Source organism: Pseudoxanthomonas sp. P4_B2, assembly GCF_056402315.1.
Genome location: NZ_JBFUHQ010000009.1, coordinates 94,777 through 110,380, shown reverse-complemented (window position 1 = coordinate 110,380; position 15,604 = coordinate 94,777). Strand labels below are relative to the sequence as shown.

Sequence of the window (15,604 nt, the reverse complement as noted above, 5' to 3'; positions counted from 1 at the left end):
CCAGACCAGGGTAACCGTGCCGTATAACGCCGCTTCCTTCATAATCCACGGATACCGCGGTAGTGCCGCAGCAACAACATATGGAGTTCCCCCATGTCCGACATCGTCATCGCCGCCGCCAAGCGCACCGCGATAGGTTCCTTCCTTGGTCAGTTCACCGGCGTACCTACGCCTACCTTGGGCGCCACTGCGATCAAGGCCGCGCTTGAGCAATCCGGCGTGCCCGCTGCCGATGTCTCCGAAGTGATCATGGGCTGCGTGCTGCCGGCCAACCTGGGTCAGGCGCCCGCTCGCCAGGCCTCGCTGGCCGCCGGCCTGCCGACGTCCACCGGCTGCACCACCATCAACAAGGTCTGCGGTTCGGGCATGAAAGCGATCATGCTGGGCCACGATCTGATCAAGGCGGGTTCGGCCACGGTGGTGGTCGCCGGCGGCATGGAATCGATGACCAACGCCCCGCACATGATCCCCAACTCGCGCACCGGCAACCGCTTCGGCAACTTCCAAGCGGTGGACCATATGTCCTGGGACGGATTGGTCAATCCCTACGACGGTCAGGCCATGGGCGTATTCGCCGACGCCACTGCGGAAAAGCATGGGTTCACTCGCGAGCAGCAGGATGCCTACAGCATCGAGTCGGCGACGCGCGCCCAGGCTGCGCAGAAGTCCGGCGCGTTCGATGACGAAATCGTCCCGGTCAAGGTCACCACCCGCAAAGGCGAAGTCGAGTTCGCTACTGACGAGCAACCCGGCAAGTCCGACATCAGCAAGATCCCGACCCTGAAGCCCGCCTTCAACAAGAACGGCACGGTTACCGCGGCCAGTTCCTCCAGCATTTCCGACGGCGCGGCGGCCACCGTGCTGCTGAGCGCCGAAGAGGCAGCCAAGCGCGGCATCGCCCCGCTGGCACGCATCGTCGGCCACAGCACCTTCTCCCAGGAGCCGCAGTGGTTCACTACCGCGCCGGTCGGAGCCATCGAAAAGCTGCTGAAGCAGGTGGGTTGGACCGTCGACGACGTGGACCTGTTCGAAATCAACGAAGCCTTCGCAGTGGTGGCTATGACGCCGATCAAGGAGCTGGGCATCCCCCATTCCAAGGTCAACGTCAACGGCGGCGCCACCGCTCTGGGCCATCCAATCGGCGCTTCGGGCGCCCGGCTGGTAGTCACCCTGATCCATGCGCTGCGCAACCGGGGCGGCAAGCGCGGTATCGCCTCGCTGTGTATCGGCGGTGGCGAAGCGACCGCTATCGCAATCGAGGTATTGTGAGAAAACAAGGTGTTGTGATACGTTTAACGAAGCGTTGACAAAAATAACTGCGCAACCGCTTGACAGCCCAATCCGGATTGTCATCATGTCACCGGCGCGCAATAGCGCGTTGCCAACTAAACGACGAGGAAATTCACAAATGACCATCAACAAGACGCTGATCGCGCTGGCTCTGGGCCTGGCCCTGGCTGCTTGCTCGAACAAAGAGCAGGCTGCTGACGCCGCGACCGACGCTGCTGCCACGGCTACCGAAGCCCAGGCTGCTGCTGACGCCGCCGCCGCTACCGGCGCTGCCACGGCCGATGCCGCCCAGACCTCCGCTGACGCCGCCGCTCAGGCTGCGGACGCTGCTGCCACTGCCGCTACCGACGCCGCCGCTGCTCCGACCGCCGCTGCCGCCGACGCTGCTGCCGACACGGCCGAAGCTGCTAAGGACACTGCCGAGCAGGCTAAGGACGCTACCGAAGAAGCCAAGAAGTAATACCGAAAGGTATAGCTTCAAGCTAGCGTAAAATGCGAAAGGCCACCGGTGCATACCGGTGGCCTTTTTCAGTAACAGGCCGAGGGGATGGCTCACCAGACTCCGCCTGCATTGCCGATCTGTTGCTCTCATCAACTTACCCCCATCCACCTCCGGAGATAACCCATGAAGACCAAGTTCATCGTCCTGCTCGCCGCTTCCGTTCTGGCCCTGAGCGCCTGCAAGAAGAGCGAATCGACCGACGCCGCCGCGAACGACGCTGCTGCCGCTGCCGACCAGGCCGCCACTGAAGCCGGCCAAGCCGCGACCGCCGCTGGCGATGCCGCCAACGCCGCTGCCGATGCGACCGCCGCTGCTGCGACCGATGCCGCCGCCGCCACCAGCTCGGCTGCCGAAGCCACCGAAAACGCGGCGCAGGAAGCGACGGCGAAGACCGCTGACGCGGTCTCCGACGCTGCGCAGGCCACCGCCGACAAGGCCGCTGAAGTCGCCGACAAGGCCGAAGAAGCCGCCAAGAAGTAATCCGCTGGCTTCGGCCAACGACCGCCAGACCGACAAGGCCCGCTTCTGCGGGCCTTGTCGCGTCTGGGGGTTTGCTGGGGACGGGTTGTATCCTTGTGCATTCCTTCAGCAGGCGTCGACGGCATGTCGGTACTGACTTCGCAACTCGATCCGCGTTCCACCGAATTCGCCGAGAACGTCGCCTACCACCGTGCCTTGGTGGAAGAACTGGACCGTCGCCTTGCTCGCGCGGCCGACGGCGGCGGTGCGAAGGCCCGCAACAAGCACACCGAACGCGGCAAACTGTTGGCGCGCGACCGCATCACCGCCCTGCTCGACCCGGGTTCTCCTTTCCTGGAGATAGCTCCGCTCGCTGCCGAAGGCATGTACGACGATGCGGCGCCGGGCGCCGGCATGGTCGCCGGCATCGGCCGGGTGCAGGGCCTGGAAGTGGTCGTCGTGGCCAACGATGCCACGGTAAAAGGCGGCACTTATTTTCCGATGACGGTGAAGAAGCATCTGCGCGCGCAAGAAATCGCACGCGAGAACCGCCTGCCCTGCCTCTACCTGGTCGACTCCGGCGGGGCCTTTCTTCCCCTGCAGGACGAGGTGTTTCCGGACCGCGAGCATTTCGGCCGCATTTTCTACAACCAGGCCCGCCTCAGCGCCGAAAACATCCCCCAGATCGCCGTGGTCATGGGTAGTTGCACCGCCGGCGGCGCCTACGTGCCGGCGATGTGCGACGAAAGCATCATCGTCAAGGAACAGGGCACCATCTTCCTGGGCGGTCCGCCGCTGGTGAAGGCCGCGACCGGCGAGGTGGTAGACGCCGAAGCGCTCGGCGGTGCAGACGTGCACACCAGCGTGTCCGGTGTGGCCGACCATTTCGCCGAAGACGACCGCGACGCGCTGCAGATCGCGCGCAATCTGGTCGGCAACCTCAACCGCCGCAAAGTCCTTCCGCTGGCCGTGCGCGAATCGCAGGAACCGTTGTTCGCAGCGCAGGAGCTCTATGGCATCGTGCCGAAGGACACCCGGCGTCCGTTCGACATCCGCGAAGTGATCGCGCGCATCGTCGACGGTTCGCGTTTCGACGAGTTCAAGGCGCGCTACGGCAAGACCCTGATCGCCGGCTTCGCCCACCTGCACGGTTACCCGGTCGGCATCATCGCCAACAACGGCATCCTGTTCGCAGAAAGCGCGCTGAAGGGCGCGCACTTCATCGAACTGTGCAACCAGCGCGGCATCCCGCTGGTGTTCCTGCAGAACATCACCGGCTTCATGGTCGGCAAGAAGTACGAGAACGCAGGCATCGCCAAGGACGGGGCCAAGATGGTCACTGCCGTGGCTTGCTCGTCGGTGCCCAAGTTCACGGTGGTGATCGGCGGCAGCTTCGGCGCTGGCAACTACGCCATGTGCGGCCGCGCCTACGGCGCTCGCTTCTTGTGGATGTGGCCCAACGCGCGCATCAGCGTGATGGGCGGCGAACAGGCCGCCAGCGTGCTGGCCACGGTCAAGCGCGACGGCATCGAGGCCGCGGGCAAAGAATGGAGCGGCGAGGAAGAAGAAGCGTTCAAGGCGCCGATCCGCGAACAGTACGAATCTCAGGGCAGTCCCTGGTACGCGACCGCGCGCCTGTGGGATGACGGCATCATCGATCCGGCCGATACGCGCCGCGTGCTGGGGCTGGCGATCTCCGCCTCGTTGAACGCGCCGATAGAGCCGGCGAAGTTCGGCGTGTTCCGGATGTAGGCGGATGAGACCCGTAGCCCTGGTTACCGGCGCTGGACGTGGCATCGGCGCAGCGACTGCGCTGCTGGCCGCGCAACGCGGCTACGCGGTCTGCGTGAATTACCTGAAGAACCGAGACGCGGCCGAGGCCATCGTCGGCACCATTCGCGGTTTAGGGGGGCAGTCCATCGCCGTGGGCGCGGATATATCGATCGAGACCGATGTCCTGCGGCTATACGCCACCATCGACCAGGAGCTCGGACCGCTCACCGCACTGGTCAACAACGCCGGCATCCTGGAAAGGCAAATGCCGATCGAGGCGATGGGAATATCACGCTGGCAGCGCGTATTCGCCACCAATGTCTTCGGCAGTTTCCTGTGCGCCCGCGAGGCCATCAAGCGCATGTCCAGCCGCCAGGGTGGCGAAGGCGGCGCCATCGTCAACGTGTCTTCGCTGGCCGCGCGCACCGGGTCGCCGCATGAGTACGTGGACTACGCAGCGAGCAAGGGGGCTATCGACAGCTTCACCCGAGGATTAGCCGCAGAGGTCGCCGACCAGGGCATCCGCGTCAATGCAGTGCGTCCGGGCTTCATCGACACCGACATGCACGCCAGCGGTGGCGAACCGGACCGGATCGAACGAGTGAAAGCCTACGTGCCGCTGAAGCGGGGCGGCACTGCCGAGGAAGTCGCGCACGCAATCCTGTGGCTGCTGTCGGACGAGGCTTCGTACACCACAGGCGCGTTCATCGACATTGCGGGCGGTCGCTGACCCAGACGCCAAAGTGTCCGGTGCGCCGGCGAGTTTCGGCGTGTTCCGCATGTAAACTTTGCACCTGCACGCGTTGCCGGGGGGCAGGATGATTGTTGGAATAGATTTGGGGACCACCCATTCACTGGTGGGTGTCTATGAGCAGGACGGGCCGCGACTGATACCAAATGCACTGGGTGAGCTACTGACGCCGTCGGCGGTCAGCGTGGACGAAGATGGCCGGCTCATGGTCGGCCGGGTCGCCCACGAGCGTCTGCTCAGTCATCCGGAAAACAGCGTCGCCACCTTCAAGCGATGGATGGGCACGCAGCGGGAAACCAGGTTGGGCGGACGGCAGTACCGTCCGGAGGAGCTTTCCGCGCTAGTGCTGCGTTCGCTGCTGGACGATGCGCGCAACCAGCTCGGCCAGGACGTCACCGAGGCCGTCATCAGCGTGCCGGCCTACTTCGGCGATGCGCAACGCAAGGCGACCCGCGCGGCCGGCGAATTGGCGGGCATCCGCGTTGAGCGCCTGATCAATGAACCCACGGCGGCGGCTGTCGCTTACGGGTTGCAGGAGCGGGTCGACGGCTCGACATTCATCGTCCTGGACTTGGGCGGCGGAACCTTCGACGTTTCGATTCTCGAGATATTCGACGGTGTCATCCAAGTGCATGCCAGCGCAGGCGACAATCACTTGGGCGGCGAGGATTTCCTCAATCTGCTGGTGTCTGCCTGTTGCAACGACCACAAGCTCAAACGCGAAGCCCTCTCGCGCCAGGAACTGGCGCAATTGCAGGGTCGCATGGAGATATTGAAGCAGCAGCTGAGCAACCGGGAACGCGCGGGGCTGAAATTCAATGTGTCCGAAAAAGAGTACGAATGGGAAATGGACGAGGCGCGCTTCCAGAATCTGGCGGATCCGCTGGTACAGCGACTCCGCCAGCCCATAGAACGGGCGCTGCGCGATGCGCACTTGGCACCGGAGCAACTGCAAGAAGTCGTCATGGTCGGTGGTGCATCGCGTATGCCCGTGTTCACGCGGCTGGCTACCCGCATGTTGGGACGGCTGCCGTTGCGCCACGTAAATCCCGACCAGGCGATTGCCTTGGGCGCCTCTATCGTCGCGGGGATGAAGTCCCGGAACCATGCACTGGAAGAGATCGTCCTTACCGACGTATGCCCTTACACGCTGGGTATTGGTACCGGCCGCACCGACGAGCATGGTCGCGTGACGACCGGCTATTTCAGTCCGCTGATTGAACGCAACACCACTGTCCCGGTTAGCCGCGTCGAAGTCTTCGCACCCTTGCAGGACGGGCAAAACGTGGTGGACCTGGAAATCTTCCAGGGCGAAAGCCCGCGCACGGTCAATAATGTGTTGCTCGGCAACATCCACGTGACCCTGCCGCGCAATCAGAAGCGCGAGAACAATTCGATCGAAGTCCGCTTTACCTACGACGTCAATGGAGTGTTGCAGGTCGAGACCAAGTTGCTCGCCACTGGCGAACGGCAGGAATTGATCCTGGAGGGTACGCCGGGCGTGTTGACTAAGGAAGAAATCCGCGAACGCCTGGCCCAGCTACAGTCGCTAAAGATCCATCCCCGCGAAGACCAGGCCAACCTGGCCGTCATCGCTAGGACCGAGCGCGTCTACGAGGAAAACCTGGATCTGCGCCAGACGGTGCACGAATGGTTGGCGAACTTTATGGGCATCCTTGAAAGCCAAGACCTAGCCCAGATTGCGCGGCATCGAGGAGAACTGACCCGTGCGCTCGATGAGTTGGAGAGCCGTCGCTGGTGAATCCGTTCAATACCCTGGGCGTGCCGGCCGACGCCAGCGAAGCAGAGATAAAGCGCGCGTACGCGCGTGGGATCAAGCAAACGCGCCCGGACGAACATCCGCAGGAATTCCAGGCGTTGCACGAAGCCTATGTTGCGGCGCTGTCCATCCGGGCGCAGCAGTCGCTCATGACGGACGAGATCACCGATCCGTCGGTCATCGGCTTCGTGCAGCCATCAACGAGCAGCGTCAGCATGGCGCAGGACCCGGACGATCCGCAGGCGGATCCAGCGCACGAGCTCGCACCCGGATCGTTCGATCTGCCGGCGTTTCTCGATGGATTGCATGCTCTACTCGACAATCCGGAGGCAGACGTCGATACCTGGCTCCGGCAACAGCCGGCCCTGTATTCGCTCTCATTGAAAAGGTCGATCACGCCTGGGCTCGTCGACGACCTCTTGCAACGTCCGCCAGTGCCTCCGGAAATTCTTGAATCGCTGTTTTCGTTCTTCGGCATCGGCATGGTCAATCGCGAGTTCGGCTGGTTGTCCGAGGACGTCGAGGAGCTTCGGGAACGGTCCTTGCAGGCCTATCAGCCTTGGGCCAGCCTGCAATTCCAACCCGAAGGCAGGCCGCGCATTTCTGAAGATGCGTACGATCCGATCTGGCTGAGAACAGCGCTCTGGCTCTTCTTCATGTTCATGATTTTCGGCCGCGGCTGCCTTCACACCTGACCGATGACAGTCTTCGCACGTTTAGGATTGCAGGACGGCGCGACCGAAGCCGAGGTCAAGCGCGCCTATGCGCGTCTGTTGAAAGCCAACAGACCCGACGGCGACCCTGTCGCTTTCCAACAGTTGCAGGAGACCTATAACCAGTGCCTGCTCTGGGTTCGACGCCGTCAGTACGACGGCGATGGCGTAAGCCAAGCGGAGACATTGGCCGACAGCGAGACCGAACCGCCGCCTGAGACGGCTTTGGAGCAGGCGGAATTCCCAGAAGATACGTCGGCCGGCTTCTTGCCTGCAGATCCGTTGCCGGCCGTCAATCGATCCCCAGCTTTGGACTTCGACCTTTCCAGCTTCATCGAACAATTCAGCCCGCGGCTGCTGGCCGACGACCCCCGTGCGCTGGATCGATGGCTGCATTCGCTGGAAGCCTTCTACTCGCTGCCGCTGAAACAGTCCTTGCGACCCTGGATGGCGCAGTTCCTGGCCGGTATGGAACGCCCGGCCAACCCGCCTTCGATGCAGGTTGCACTGGAGTTTTTCGCCCTCGATCAATTGTCCCGGGGACCGATCGCCGACGAGGTTTTCCGGGCCATGCAACGCAGCGAGGCCGCAGACGCGTTCGAACGCAACTGGCGAAATCGTCGCTCCTGGCACTTGCCCTGGGGTGAGCGAGTCCTGATGCGTGAACTGGAAGGCCCCTTCTCGCGGTGGCGGCGCGTGCTGTTGATGTTGCTGCCCCAATTTCCGGGCAGGCTGAAGTCTCTGGCCGAACTTTTCCTGCAGCTGGACTCGGTGCAAGCCCACGCGCGCTTCGACGCCGCTGCGATTCGCTTCTGGTATCAGTCCGCCGACAAGCGCCAGTTGGCCCGTCCCCGCCTTGCCGTGGCCGCGCTGCGCATTCCCGTCTATGCGCTGATCGCTTCGTTATTGGCCAACTTCGCCGCTGGCCCCTTGTCCGAGGTGACCGTGTTCTTCAAGTCGCTCGGTATCTTCACCGCAGCCTGGCTGATCTATGCGGCAGGGCTGGTCGGACTGATCCGGCTCGATCGCTGGACAGCCCTACGCCTCGAATGGGATCGGCACATCCAGCTGGCGGCGATGCTTGCCGTCGCTTCTGCAATAGCGCTGCCTTTCTGGCCATTGGCATTGCTGCCCCTACTCGGCCTGGCGATCTTGCTTTGGCTGGCCGGGCGTGGGGTTGCCGTTCTGTGGCTGGGGATTGCGACCGCAGTGTCCGGTGCGATCTTGTGGGGGACGATTGTGGCCCCTCTTTCGCTGGATCTGGAATGGAAATGGGCACTGACCGTAGCCTTGGTGATGGCATCGCTGGTCCTGCAGGACCTGCTGCATGCTCGCAGCAAGCGCATTGCGCTTTTCTTGGCCCGCAGGGGACCTGCTTGGCTGGGATGGCTGCTGGGTTGCAACTTGGTCGGTGTGGCGATTTTGGCCTTCGTCGGGGGCAGTCCGGCCTGACCGGCACCGGCTCCCAGCCCTGCCGACACGTTGTCGGACTTGGAGAATGCTTAACAACTATTGGATTTCATTAGTGTTTTGGTGAGCGTGATCACAGCAAAACCGTCATCGGATCGCGATAGTCTGCAATCCCCCGTACATTGCTGGAGACCACGCCGATGTCTATTTGGAAGGATCAGAACTCCACTCGAAAGGATTCGATCCCGCCGCCGCCCGAACCTGCGCCTCTTCGCGACGCGCCGGCCGCTGCCGATTTTTCTCCCACGACCACCGCTCCCCCGCGTGCCGTGCCCGCAGCGACCAATGAGCGTGAGCCGAAGGAATCGCTGATCGCCGCCGACCTGACCATCGAAGGCAAGATCGAAGGCACCGGCCATGTCCGTATCGCCGGTAAGTTCAAGGGCGACGTCAACGTGCAGGGCGACCTGACCATAGAAACCGGCGCCAAGTTGAATGGCGGCGTGCGCGCTAAGAAGGTCACCATCGCCGGCGAACTGGAAGGCAATATAGAAGCCGCTTCGCGCGTTGAGTTGTTGAGCTCGGGCGTGATCATCGGCGATCTCAAGGCCGGATCGCTGACCGTGGCTGCAGGATCGCGCATGCGTGGTCAGGCGGACTTCGGCTGGGACGACAGCAAGGTGGCGACCGCATCCAAATCCAGCGGTTCCAAGGACGCGGAGAAAGACGCCGCTTCATGAGCACGCCGCGCCCGGGCACTGCCGGCGCGACGCGCAGTTGCCCGCACTGCAAGACCACCATCCTGGAGAGCGCGAGCGTCTGCCCGGCGTGCAAGCATCACCTGCGCTTCGACGAAGCGGCGGTCACCGCCAAGCGTGCCGCCGACACCATCGTTCCCCTGCGCGTGCAGGGGACGGTGCGGCATCCGCCCGATGGCGGTCCATGGGAATACACCGTGGTGCTGACCATCAAGAACGACCGTGGCGATGAGATCGCGCGCCACGTGGTCGGCGTGGGGGCGATGCAGGTGAACGAGGAGCGCAGTTTCACCCTGGCGGTCGAAGCGGTTCCGCGCAACGACCTTAAGGGATCGCGCGGCAGGAGCCACTAGCATCATGAGTGCATAGGCTGTGTAAGGGCTATGTAAGAGCGACGTAAGTCGAGCAACGTAAGTCGCGAAATAAGTTTCTAAATCTGCGATTTCAGTCGCGACTTACGTCGCTCCTACGTCGTCCCAACTCCGCACCTGATCAATGCTTGGGCGTGCTGGGCCCGCAGTTGTCGCAACCACCGCAAGCCGCATCGCCGGCTTGCGCGACCGGCGAGACACGCAGACCGATCGTGCGCATCCACGGCGGCCTGCCTTCACGCAACAGCGGCAACGCCAGAGCCACTCGCAGCTTGCGCACGCTGCCCGGGAACTGTTTCTTCGCCACCACCCACGCGCTCAGCAACACCGCCAGGGCAATGACCAAATACTGCAGGAGTAGCGAAGCGGTCATGCGCTCACCCTGCCCCCAGCAACACAGCGACCTGATAGGTCACGAACGACGCGCCATAAGCCAACGCGAACAGATAGATCGTGGCGAAGGACATCTTCTTCCACGAATTGGTCTCGCGCTTGATCGTGGCCAAGGTCGAGATGCACATCGGCGCATAGATGAACCAGACCAGCAGCGATAGCGCGGTCGCCAGCGACCAACCATCGGAAATCAGCGGGGTCAGCGCCTGCGCGGCCGCTTCGTCGTTTGCGGCGGACAGCGCGTATACGGTGGCCAGCGAAGACACCGCCACTTCGCGCGCGGCCATGCCCGGTATCAGCGCGATGCAGATCTGCCAGTTGAAGCCGATCGGCGCGAAGATCGCGGTCATCGCATGGCCGATGCGGCCGGCGAAACTGTAGTCGATCGCCGGCATGGTCGCATCGACGGGCGCACCGGGGAACGACAGCAGGAACCACAACAGGATGGTCAGCGCCAGGATGATGCCGCCGACGCGGCGCAGGAAGATCCAGGCGCGCTCCCACAGGCCGATCAGCAAATCCCGCGGGTGCGGAATGCGATAGGAAGGCAGTTCCAGCAACAGCGGATGTTCGCTCTTGTCGCGGCGCCATTTCTTCATCACCCACGACACGATCAGCGCGCTGAATACGCCGGCGAAGTACAGACCGAACAGCACCAGCCCCTGCTGGTTGAACACACCCCAGACTTGTTTTTGTGGAATGAAGGCGCCGATCAGCAGCGCATACACCGGCAGGCGCGCTGAGCAGGTCATCAAGGGCGCCACCAGGATCGTGGCTAGGCGGTCACGCGGGTCCTGGATGGAGCGTGTGGCCATGATCCCGGGAATGGCGCAAGCGAAGCTCGACAACAGCGGGATGAAGGAACGCCCCGACAAACCGGCTGAAGCCATCATCCGATCGAGCAGGAAGGCCGCGCGGGGCAAATAGCCGGACTCCTCCAGCGCCAGGATGAAGGCGAACAGAATCAGGATCTGCGGCAGGAACACGATCACCCCGCCCAAGCCGGCGATGATGCCCTTAACCAGCAAACTATTGAGTGGCCCGGGCGGCAGCGCAGTGCCCACGGTCGCGCCTAGCCAGGCGGTAGCTGCGTCGATGGCGTCCATCATCGGCGTGGCCCAGGCATAGACCGCCTGGAAGATAAGGAACATCACCACCGACAGCGCCAGCAGACCGAGTACTGGATGCAACAGCCACCGATCCAGCGCATCGTCCACTCTGGCGGTGCGCGTGGGCATGCTCACCGCAATGGAGAGCAGGCGGCGGGTTTCCCGGTGCAGGTCGGCGCCCTGGGCCAGTTGCTGGTGCGGTGCGTGCGGTTCGGCGGCCAGGCGGTCGATCTGTTCAATCAGGGCCTTGGCGCCGTTACGTTTGACCGCCACGGTTTCCACCACCGGCACGCCCAATTCGCGTTCCAGCACCTCCAGGTCGACGGTGACGCCGCGCCGGCGCGCGACGTCGGCCATGTTCACCGCCAGGATCATCGGCTTGCCCAGCTCGCGCACTTCCAGCGCGAAGCGCAGGTGCAGGCGCAGGTTGGTGGCATCGACCACGCAAACCAGCACGTCAGGCGCCGGTTCGCCGGGCAGGAAGCCGCGGCATAGGTCGCGGGTGATGGCCTCGTCCAGGCTGGCCGCGTGCAGGCTGTAGGCGCCGGGTAGATCCAGCACGGCGTAGCTGCGTCCGCTGGCGGCGCTGTGCAGGCGGCCTTCCTTGCGTTCCACAGTGACGCCAGCGTAATTGGCGACCTTCTGGCGGCTACCAGTGAGCTGGTTGAACAACGCGGTTTTGCCGCAGTTGGGGCTGCCGACCAGGGCCAGGCGCGGAGGCAGGGCGACAGCGTTCATGTCGGCATCTCCGCGCTGCGCAGTTGCACGCGCAAGGCCTCGGTGCGGCGCAGCGCGAAACGGGTGAACCCCACCTGGACCAGCAGCGGTTCGCCGCCCATCGGTCCCTCGGCCACGATTTCCACCTGCTCGCCGGCGACAAAACCCAGCTCGCGCAGGCGGCGGGCGATGTTGTCATTTGGGCTCTGGTCGTTCACGGATTCGACAATGGCAGGGGTGCGTCGGGGCAGGTCGTTCAGCGTCACGAAACGCTCTCAAATACGAATTATTCTCATTCTATCACCGCTACAGCACACGAACGCCTGGCCTGACCGACCGGCTATCATTCAGCCTCGCCGCTGGGAAGGGTTGTGATGCCGGGAATGCTGGAACAGCAACAGGAAGGCGGCGTCCTGCGCCTGCGATTGAACAGGCCAGCCCTGCACAACGCCTTCGACGCCGAATTGATCGCCGAGCTGACCGCTGCCCTGGCTACGGCCGGAGCGGACGGCAGCGTTCGCGTGGTGGTGGTGGAAGGCGCCGGGGCTTCGTTCTCCGCCGGCGCCGACCTCAACTGGATGCGCGGCATGGCCGCCGCCAGCGAAGCGGAGAACCGCCGGGACTCGCTGGCCCTCGCCCGCCTGATGAGGACGCTGGACGAACTGCCCAAACCCACCCTTGCCCGCGTGCATGGCGCAGCCTTCGGCGGCGGCGTCGGCCTGGTCGCCTGTTGCGACATCGCCATCGGCGTGCCCGAGGCGAAGTTCGGCCTGACCGAAAGCAAACTCGGTTTGCTGCCGGCGGTGATCTCGCCTTACGTCATCGCCGCCATCGGCGCGCGCCAGGCGCGACGCTGGTTCGCCACTGCGGAGATATTCGACGCGCAGACCGCGTTGCAGATAGGGCTACTGCACCAGGTGGTGGCGACGGAACAGCTGGATTCGGCCGTGCAGCGCCAGATCGATTTACTGCTGAAAGCCGGTCCGTTGGCCGCCGCTGGCGCGAAATCGCTGATCGCCCGCGTCATAGCGACGTCGGATGGCGAAGCGCAGGACCAGGCCAACGCCGCGTTGATCGCAGGCTTGCGCGTTTCACCGGAAGGACAGGAAGGCCTGTCCGCCTTCCTCGATAAGCGAACTCCCTCATGGGCAAACAAGGAAGAGAAACGATGATCGACCACACCGGCATTCCGGTCTCGGACTACGCGCGCAGCAAAGCGTTCTACGAACAATTGTTCGCCACCATCGGCGCAACGCTGCTGATGGAAGTCACGCCCGAGCAGACCGGCGACGGCACCTGGGCGGCCGGCTTCGGACGCGACGGCAAGCCTAGTTTCTGGATCGGCAGCGACGCTCGCGACGTTGCGGCGCATACCCATATCGCCTTCGTTACCGACAGCCGCGGCAAGGTGGACGCCTTCCACGCCGCCGGCCTTGCCGCGGGAGGCCGCGACAACGGCGCGCCGGGCCTGCGCGCCCACTACCACCCCAACTACTACGGCGCATTCATCACCGACCCCGACGGCCACAATGTCGAGGCGGTGTGCCATTTGCCGGAATGAATTGATGTTTTCCAAGATCCTCATCGCCAACCGCGGCGAAATCGCCCGCCGTGTGATCCGCACCTGCCGCCGGTTGGGCATCCGCACGGTCGCGGTCTACTCCGAAGCCGATGCCGATGCCCAGCACGTGCGCCAGGCCGACGAGGCGTATCCGATCGGCGGCCCCCGCCCAGCGGAGAGCTACCTGCGCGGCGATGCGATCCTCGAAGTCGCCAAGCGCAGCGGAGCGCAGGCGATCCATCCCGGCTACGGTTTCCTGTCCGAGAACGCCGACTTCGCCGAAGCCGTGGAGAATGCGGGCATCGCCTTCATCGGGCCCAAAGCCGCCTCCATGCGCAAGATGGGCAGCAAGGCCGGCGCCAAGGATCTGATGATGGCGGCCGGCGTGCCGGTGGTGCCTGGCTATACCGGCGAAGACCAGTCGCCCAACGTACTCTCGCGTGAAGCGGCGCGGATCGGTTTTCCGCTGATGATCAAGGCCGCCCACGGCGGCGGCGGCAAAGGCATGCGCATCGTGCATCGGCTGGACGAATTCATCGCCCAGTTGGAAAGCTGCCAGCGCGAAGCCAGCAACGCCTTCGGTCGCGACCGCGTGCTGCTGGAACGCTACGTGCAATCGCCGCGGCATATCGAGATCCAAGTCTTCGGCGATGCGCACGGCAACACTCTCCATCTCAACGAGCGCGAATGCTCCGCTCAGCGCCGCTACCAAAAGGTGCTGGAAGAATCTCCCTCCGTGTTCCTGACCCCGGAACTGCGCGCTGCGATGGGCGACGCGGCGGTCAAGGCGGCGCACACCATAGATTATGTGAATGCGGGAACAGTGGAATTCATCGTCGACCCGGGCGGCGCGTTCTACTTCATGGAGATCAACACCCGCCTGCAGGTGGAGCACCCGGTCACCGAACTGACCACCGGCCTGGACCTGGTGGAATGGCAACTGCGCGTCGCCGCGGGCGATGCGTTGCCGATCACCCAGCAACAGGTACCGCAGCATGGCCACGCCATCGAAGTGCGGCTGTATGCGGAAGATCCGGAAGCGGGTTTTTTGCCCGGTTCCGGCAGGCTCGAAAAACTGGTCCTGCCCACGCCCTCTCCGCAAGTGCGCATCGACTCGGGCGTAGTGCAAGGCGATACCGTCAGCATCTTCTACGACCCGATGATCGCCAAGCTGATCGTTTGGGATCAGGATCGTCCTGCCGCCCTCGCCCGCTTGCGCGATGCGTTGTCCCAATGCGAGATCGTGGGGCCGAAATCCAATATCGAATTCCTCGAACAACTGGTGCGCCACCCGTCCATCGTGGAGGGCAGCATCGATACGGGCTATCTGGATCGGCATCTCGATGAGTTCATGCCGGCGCATGCCGTGGACCCTTCCCTCTTGCTGGCCGCAGCGACAGCGACCTTGCTGATGCAGGAAGCCGACGCCCGCGAAGCCGCCGCGCTTTCCGGCGACAACAGCTCTCCCTGGGCGATCGCGGACGGATGGCGCCTGGGGCATGCGGGCCGCCGTCCTCTGGCCTTCCTGCATCGGGGCGAGGAGCTGGGCTTGGTGGCCCACGGCGCCGATGGCGAATACAGCATCGAATCCGTCGATCGCATCCATGCGGTCGCTGGCGCGCAACTGTGCGCGGGCGAACTGAGCCTGCGCCTGGAATCGCAGGCTCGTCGGTTCCTGGTTCGTATCGATCCGCACAGGGTCAGCGTGCATGACGGCGACAAACGCCTGGATCTTGCGCTGGTATCGGCCTACCGGCCGAAAAACGCCTCCGTTTCCGGCAACGATGGCCGCATCGTCGCGCCGATGCCGGGCCGCGTGGTCATGATCAAGGCCAAACCCGGCGAAGCAGTCGCTGCCGGCCAGGAACTGCTGGTGATCGAAGCGATGAAGATGGAGCTGGCGATCAAGTCGCCGCGCGACGGCGTCGTGGCCGAACTGCGCGCCGCGGCGGGCGATTTCGTGGAGGCCGATTCGGTGCTTGCCACACTGGAACCGCAATAATGGCTTTCCGGACCA

At 63.9% G+C, this 15,604-nt stretch carries 16 protein-coding genes; 13 read left to right on the top strand and 3 right to left on the bottom strand.

Annotated features, from left to right (window positions below; all coding sequences use genetic code 11):
- Positions 1 to 93: 93 nt before the first annotated feature.
- The 10 genes from AC1DTQ_RS18045 (at position 94) to AC1DTQ_RS18000 (ending at position 9,789) form a co-directional block, all read left to right on the top strand.
- Positions 94 to 1,269 (top strand): thiolase family protein, encoded by a 1,176-nt coding sequence (locus AC1DTQ_RS18045; RefSeq protein WP_477851368.1) that lies wholly within the window; start codon positions 94 to 96, stop codon positions 1,267 to 1,269.
- A 139-nt stretch (positions 1,270 to 1,408) separates the two neighbouring features.
- Complete coding sequence (locus AC1DTQ_RS18040) at positions 1,409 to 1,750, top strand: hypothetical protein (RefSeq protein ID WP_477851367.1); 342 nt, start codon at positions 1,409 to 1,411, stop codon at positions 1,748 to 1,750.
- A 165-nt stretch (positions 1,751 to 1,915) separates the two neighbouring features.
- Positions 1,916 to 2,272, top strand: a complete 357-nt coding sequence (locus tag AC1DTQ_RS18035; RefSeq protein WP_477851366.1) for a hypothetical protein — start codon at positions 1,916 to 1,918, stop codon at positions 2,270 to 2,272.
- A 123-nt stretch (positions 2,273 to 2,395) separates the two neighbouring features.
- The gene (locus AC1DTQ_RS18030) at positions 2,396 to 4,003 is read left to right on the top strand and encodes a carboxyl transferase domain-containing protein (RefSeq protein ID WP_477851365.1); all 1,608 of its coding nucleotides are present in this window, start codon (positions 2,396 to 2,398) and stop codon (positions 4,001 to 4,003) included.
- 4 nt (positions 4,004 to 4,007) lie between these two features.
- Positions 4,008 to 4,754 (top strand): SDR family oxidoreductase, encoded by a 747-nt coding sequence (locus AC1DTQ_RS18025; RefSeq protein WP_477851364.1) that lies wholly within the window; start codon positions 4,008 to 4,010, stop codon positions 4,752 to 4,754.
- An 88-nt stretch (positions 4,755 to 4,842) separates the two neighbouring features.
- Positions 4,843 to 6,537, top strand: coding sequence for an Hsp70 family protein (locus AC1DTQ_RS18020; protein WP_477851363.1), 1,695 nt, complete (start codon positions 4,843 to 4,845; stop codon positions 6,535 to 6,537).
- On the top strand, positions 6,534 to 7,250 hold the full coding sequence (locus AC1DTQ_RS18015) for a J domain-containing protein (protein WP_477851362.1): 717 nt from the start codon (positions 6,534 to 6,536) through the stop codon (positions 7,248 to 7,250). The genes AC1DTQ_RS18020 and AC1DTQ_RS18015 overlap by 4 nt, the downstream gene beginning before the upstream one ends.
- A gap of 3 nt (positions 7,251 to 7,253) precedes the next feature.
- On the top strand, positions 7,254 to 8,720 hold the full coding sequence (locus AC1DTQ_RS18010; RefSeq protein ID WP_477851360.1) for a J domain-containing protein: 1,467 nt from the start codon (positions 7,254 to 7,256) through the stop codon (positions 8,718 to 8,720).
- 158 nt (positions 8,721 to 8,878) lie between these two features.
- On the top strand, positions 8,879 to 9,418 hold the full coding sequence (locus AC1DTQ_RS18005; protein WP_477851359.1) for a bactofilin family protein: 540 nt from the start codon (positions 8,879 to 8,881) through the stop codon (positions 9,416 to 9,418).
- Positions 9,415 to 9,789: a hypothetical protein gene (locus AC1DTQ_RS18000; RefSeq protein ID WP_477851358.1), complete on the top strand. Its 375-nt coding sequence runs from the start codon at positions 9,415 to 9,417 to the stop codon at positions 9,787 to 9,789. The genes AC1DTQ_RS18005 and AC1DTQ_RS18000 overlap by 4 nt, the downstream gene beginning before the upstream one ends.
- A gap of 139 nt (positions 9,790 to 9,928) precedes the next feature.
- Here AC1DTQ_RS18000 and AC1DTQ_RS17995 read toward each other — a convergent pair whose 3' ends face one another.
- The 3 genes from AC1DTQ_RS17995 to AC1DTQ_RS17985 are packed head-to-tail and all read right to left on the bottom strand — an operon-like array spanning position 9,929 to position 12,292.
- Complete coding sequence (locus tag AC1DTQ_RS17995) at positions 9,929 to 10,180, bottom strand: DUF6587 family protein (RefSeq protein ID WP_477851357.1); 252 nt, start codon at positions 10,178 to 10,180, stop codon at positions 9,929 to 9,931.
- 4 nt (positions 10,181 to 10,184) lie between these two features.
- On the bottom strand, positions 10,185 to 12,047 hold the full coding sequence (gene feoB, locus AC1DTQ_RS17990; protein WP_477851355.1) for a ferrous iron transporter B: 1,863 nt from the start codon (positions 12,045 to 12,047) through the stop codon (positions 10,185 to 10,187).
- Positions 12,044 to 12,292, bottom strand: coding sequence for a FeoA family protein (locus AC1DTQ_RS17985; protein ID WP_477851354.1), 249 nt, complete (start codon positions 12,290 to 12,292; stop codon positions 12,044 to 12,046). The genes feoB and AC1DTQ_RS17985 overlap by 4 nt, the downstream gene beginning before the upstream one ends.
- Positions 12,293 to 12,400: 108 nt before the next feature.
- Between AC1DTQ_RS17985 and AC1DTQ_RS17980 the strand changes: the two genes are divergently transcribed.
- The 3 genes from AC1DTQ_RS17980 to AC1DTQ_RS17970 are packed head-to-tail and all read left to right on the top strand — an operon-like array spanning position 12,401 to position 15,589.
- Complete coding sequence (locus tag AC1DTQ_RS17980; protein WP_477851353.1) at positions 12,401 to 13,198, top strand: enoyl-CoA hydratase-related protein; 798 nt, start codon at positions 12,401 to 12,403, stop codon at positions 13,196 to 13,198.
- Positions 13,195 to 13,587 (top strand): VOC family protein, encoded by a 393-nt coding sequence (locus AC1DTQ_RS17975; protein ID WP_477851352.1) that lies wholly within the window; start codon positions 13,195 to 13,197, stop codon positions 13,585 to 13,587. The genes AC1DTQ_RS17980 and AC1DTQ_RS17975 overlap by 4 nt, the downstream gene beginning before the upstream one ends.
- A gap of 4 nt (positions 13,588 to 13,591) precedes the next feature.
- Positions 13,592 to 15,589: an acetyl/propionyl/methylcrotonyl-CoA carboxylase subunit alpha gene (locus AC1DTQ_RS17970; protein WP_477851350.1), complete on the top strand. Its 1,998-nt coding sequence runs from the start codon at positions 13,592 to 13,594 to the stop codon at positions 15,587 to 15,589.
- Positions 15,590 to 15,604 lie beyond the last annotated feature (15 nt).